Source organism: Streptomyces sp. NPDC054841 (assembly GCF_053611045.1).
On the sequence record NZ_JBSGZO010000625.1, the window covers coordinates 1 to 4,124 of the forward strand.

The 4,124-nt window shown below is 69.7% G+C and carries 1 protein-coding gene and 1 pseudogene; one reads left to right on the top strand and one right to left on the bottom strand.

All coding sequences use genetic code 11. The annotated features are described in order from the left end of the window. Positions 1–34: 34 nt before the first annotated feature. Positions 35–3,223, bottom strand: coding sequence for an isoleucine--tRNA ligase (gene ileS, locus ACWGI8_RS40685; RefSeq protein WP_453668485.1), 3,189 nt, complete (start codon positions 3,221–3,223; stop codon positions 35–37). A 544-nt stretch (positions 3,224–3,767) separates the two neighbouring features. Here ileS and ACWGI8_RS40690 point away from each other — a divergent pair. After that, positions 3,768–4,124, top strand: a pseudogene (locus tag ACWGI8_RS40690) (TraR/DksA C4-type zinc finger protein); the annotation flags it as partial.

The following is a 4,124-nucleotide window of genomic DNA, read 5'->3' on the forward strand; positions in this document are numbered from 1 at the left end:
CGACATGGTCGGCCGGGGCCCTGAAAGCGAAGCCTTACGCCTTGCGGAGGCGGAAGGTCAGGGACAGGCCCTCGTCCGTGAAGGCGGAGCCGAAGGTGGCGTCGGCCTCACCCGCCGCGAAGTCGGTCGCCAGGACCTCGTCCGCGATCAGCGAGGAGTGGTCCGTCAGCGCCGACGTGACCTCCGCGTCCGTGGAGGACCAGCGAAGCGCGATACGGTCCGACACGTCCAGGCCGCTGTTCTTGCGGGCCTCCTGGATGAGGCGGATCGCGTCACGGGCGAGGCCCGCACGGCGCAGCTCCGGAGTGATCTCCAGGTCGAGGGCGACCGTCGCGCCCTGGTCGGAGGCGACCGACCAGCCCTCGCGAGGGGTCTCCGTGATGATGACCTCCTCCGGGGAGAGAGTCACCTCCTCACCGTTCACCAAGATCGTGGCCTCCCCGGACCGCAGCGCCAGCGACAGCGCCGCCGCGTCCGCCGCCGCGACCGCCTTGGCCACGTCCTGGACGCCCTTGCCGAAGCGCTTGCCCAGGGCCCGGAAGTTCGCCTTGGCCGTCGTGTCGACCAGCGAGCCGCCGCCCGCTGGACCAGCGGAGGAATCAGTCAGCGAGGCGAGGGAGGAGACATTCAGCTCCTCCGTGATCTGGGCGTGCAGCTCGGGGGAGAGCGACTCGAAGCCGGAAGCCGCCACCAGCGCACGGGACAACGGCTGGCGGGTCTTCACACCCGACTCCGCACGCGTCGCACGGCCCAGCTCCACCAGCCGCCGGACCAGCGCCATCTGCTGCGACAGCGTCGGGTCGATCGCCGACAGGTCCGCCTCGGGCCAGCTGGACAGGTGGACGGACTCGGGTGCGTCCGGCGTCACCGGCACCACCAGGTCCTGCCAGACCCGCTCCGTGATGAACGGGGTCAGCGGCGCCAGCAGCCGGGTCACCGTCTCCACGACCTCGTGCAGCGTGCGCAGGGCCGCCTTGTCGCCCTGCCAGAAGCGGCGCCGCGAGCGGCGCACGTACCAGTTCGACAGATCGTCCACGAAGGACGACATCAGCTTGCCGGCGCGCTGGGTGTCGTAGGTCTCCATGGCCTGCGTGACCTGGTCCACCAGCGCGTGCAGCTCGCTCAGCAGCCAGCGGTCGAGCAGCGGCCGCTCCGCCGGCGCCGGGTCGGCGGCCGAGGGCGCCCAGCCCGACGTACGCGCGTACAGCGCCTGGAACGCCACCGTGTTCCAGTAGGTCAGCAGCGTCTTGCGCACGACCTCCTGGATCGTGCCGTGGCCGACGCGGCGCGCCGCCCACGGTGAGCCGCCGGCCGCCATGAACCAGCGCACCGCGTCCGCGCCGTGCTGATCCATCAGCGGGATCGGCTGCAGGATGTTGCCCAGGTGCTTGGACATCTTGCGGCCGTCCTCGGCGAGGATGTGGCCCAGGCAGACCACGTTCTCGTACGAGGACTTGTCGAAGACCAGCGTGCCGACCGCCATCAGCGTGTAGAACCAGCCGCGGGTCTGGTCGATCGCCTCGGAGATGAACTGCGCCGGGTAGCGGCTCTCGAACAGTTCCTTGTTCTTGTACGGGTAGCCGTACTGCGCGAACGGCATCGAGCCCGAGTCGTACCAGGCGTCGATCACCTCGGGCACGCGCGTCGCCGTACCCGGGCACTCCGGGCAGGCGAAGGTGACGTCGTCGATGAACGGGCGGTGCGGATCCAGGGCGGACTGGTCCTCACCGGTCAGCTCGCTCAGCTCGGCGCGCGAGCCGACGCACGTCAGGTGGTTCTCCTCGCAGCGCCAGATCGGCAGCGGCGTACCCCAGTACCGGTTGCGCGAGAGCGCCCAGTCGATGTTGTTGTTCAGCCAGTCGCCGTACCGTCCGTGCTTGACCGACTCCGGGAACCAGTTCGTCCCGTCGTTCTCCTCGAGGAGCCGGTCCTTGATCGCGGTCGTACGGATGTACCAGGACGGCTGCGCGTAGTAGAGCAGTGCCGTGTGGCAGCGCCAGCAGTGCGGGTAGCTGTGCTCGTACGGGATGTGCTTGAAGAGCAGCCCGCGGGCGTCCAGGTCCTTGGTGAGGGCCTCGTCCGCCTTCTTGAAGAAGACACCGCCGACCAGCGGCACGTCCTCCTCGAAGGTGCCGTCGGGACGGACCGGGTTCACGACCGGCAGTCCGTACGCGCGGCAGACCTTGAGGTCGTCCTCACCGAAGGCGGGGGACTGGTGGACCAGACCCGTACCGTCCTCCGTCGTCACGTACTCGGCGTTGACGACGAAGTGCGCGGCGGAGGGGCTGTCTCCGTTGCTTCCCTCGCTGACGCTCGGGAATTCCACGAGGTGGAAGGGACGGTCGTACGTCCAGCGCTCCATCTCGGCGCCTGTGAACGTCCGGCCGGTGGCTTCCCAGCCCTCGCCGAGGGCCTTCTCCAGCAGCGGCTGGGCGACGACGAGCTTCTCCTCGCCGTTCGTCGCCACGACGTACGTGACCTCGGGGTGCGCCGCCACCGCGGTGTTCGAGACCAGCGTCCAGGGGGTCGTCGTCCAGACGAGAAGCGCGGCCTCGCCCGCGAGGGGGCCGGAGGTCAGCGGGAAGCGGACGAAGACGGACGGGTCGACGACCGTCTCGTAGCCCTGCGCCAGCTCGTGGTCGGAGAGGCCGGTGCCGCAGCGGGGGCACCAGGGGGCGACCCGGTGGTCCTGGACCAGCAGGCCCTTCTTGAAGATCTCCTTCAGCGACCACCAGACCGATTCGATGTACTCGGGGTCCATCGTGCGGTACGCGTCGTCGAGGTCGACCCAGTAGCCCATCCGGGTCGTCAGCTCGGCGAAGGCGTCGGTGTGGCGGGTCACGGACTCACGGCACTTGGCGTTGAATTCCGCGATGCCGTACGCCTCGATGTCCTTCTTGCCGTTGAAGCCGAGCTCCTTCTCGACGGCGAGCTCGACCGGCAGGCCGTGGCAGTCCCAGCCGGCCTTGCGGGCCACGTGGTAGCCCCGCATGGTGCGGAAACGCGGGAAGACGTCCTTGAAGACACGGGCCTCGATGTGGTGCGCACCGGGCATGCCGTTCGCGGTGGGCGGGCCCTCGTAGAAGACCCACTCGGGGCGGCCCTCGGACTGATCGAGGCTCTTCGCGAAGACCTTGCTCTCGCGCCAGAAATCGAGCACGGCGTGCTCCAGCGCGGGCAGGTCGACCTGGGCGGGTACCTGGCGGTACTGCGGCGGCGTCATGTACGAGCTCCTCCAACGGACTGTGTCTCTTCCGTCGGAGGGACGAGAGCCATGTGCTGCGCTCCCGCGGTACCACCCTCCTTGGCCCCGGACACGCATGTCCCGGGCCCCCTCATTGGGGTCGCGATGCCGGTTCTACTCGCCTCAGGTCGGCCCTGGGGTTTCTTCCGGCGGCTCCGGGGTGATCGTTCACATCGCGCTCGCCCCCGGGCTCGCACCGTCCCCGGGTCGCTCATGGCTGCGTACGACGCTACTCGTCCCCATCCACGCCTTTCGCTCAGCCCAGTGTACGGGCCCGGGCGCGGCGGGGCCGACCGCATTTCCGGGGTGACCCGAATGGCCATACGGAGCCCGGCGGGCTCGGGCGCCGCCCGTGTGGCGGATTACGCGGCGGGGAGCTGGGCACAACGGATGCAGGCTCGCGTTGGGTGAGGCGCGGGGCGGGCCGGACAGGCGGCGTGCCCCGTTGCCGCGCGGCTGGTGTCGATTTATCGTCCCAGCACGATTCGCGAGCAAGATCACAATATGTGAAGGGGCCGCGGCCATGGTGGCGAAGAAGACCGCCGTGAAGAAGACGGCGTCAGCGAGGTCCACCGCCGCTGCGGGGGCGGCGGCCAAGGACGCGAACGGCAAGAAGAGCGCCGTCGCGAAGACCACGAGGAGGGTGACCAAGGCCGACGCATCCGTCACGGACGTGCGCGACGGGAGCGAGGTGAAGACCGCCGCGCCCGCCAGGAAGGCCACGGAGAAGACCGCGGGCGGGAGCACGGCCACGGCCACGACCGCGGTCGCGAAGAAGACCACGGCCGCCAAGGCCACGGAGGCGAAGAAGAGCACCACGGCCAGGAAGACCGCTGCCGCGAAGAAGACCGCCGCCGCGAGGAAGGCCGCAGCCCGGAAG

What these genes read in the sequence shown, in the direction of transcription:
- ileS (WP_453668485.1), bottom strand. Translation starts at nt 3,223, where the DNA reads ATGACGCCGCCGCAGTACCGCCAGGTACCCGCCCAGGTCGACCTGCCC.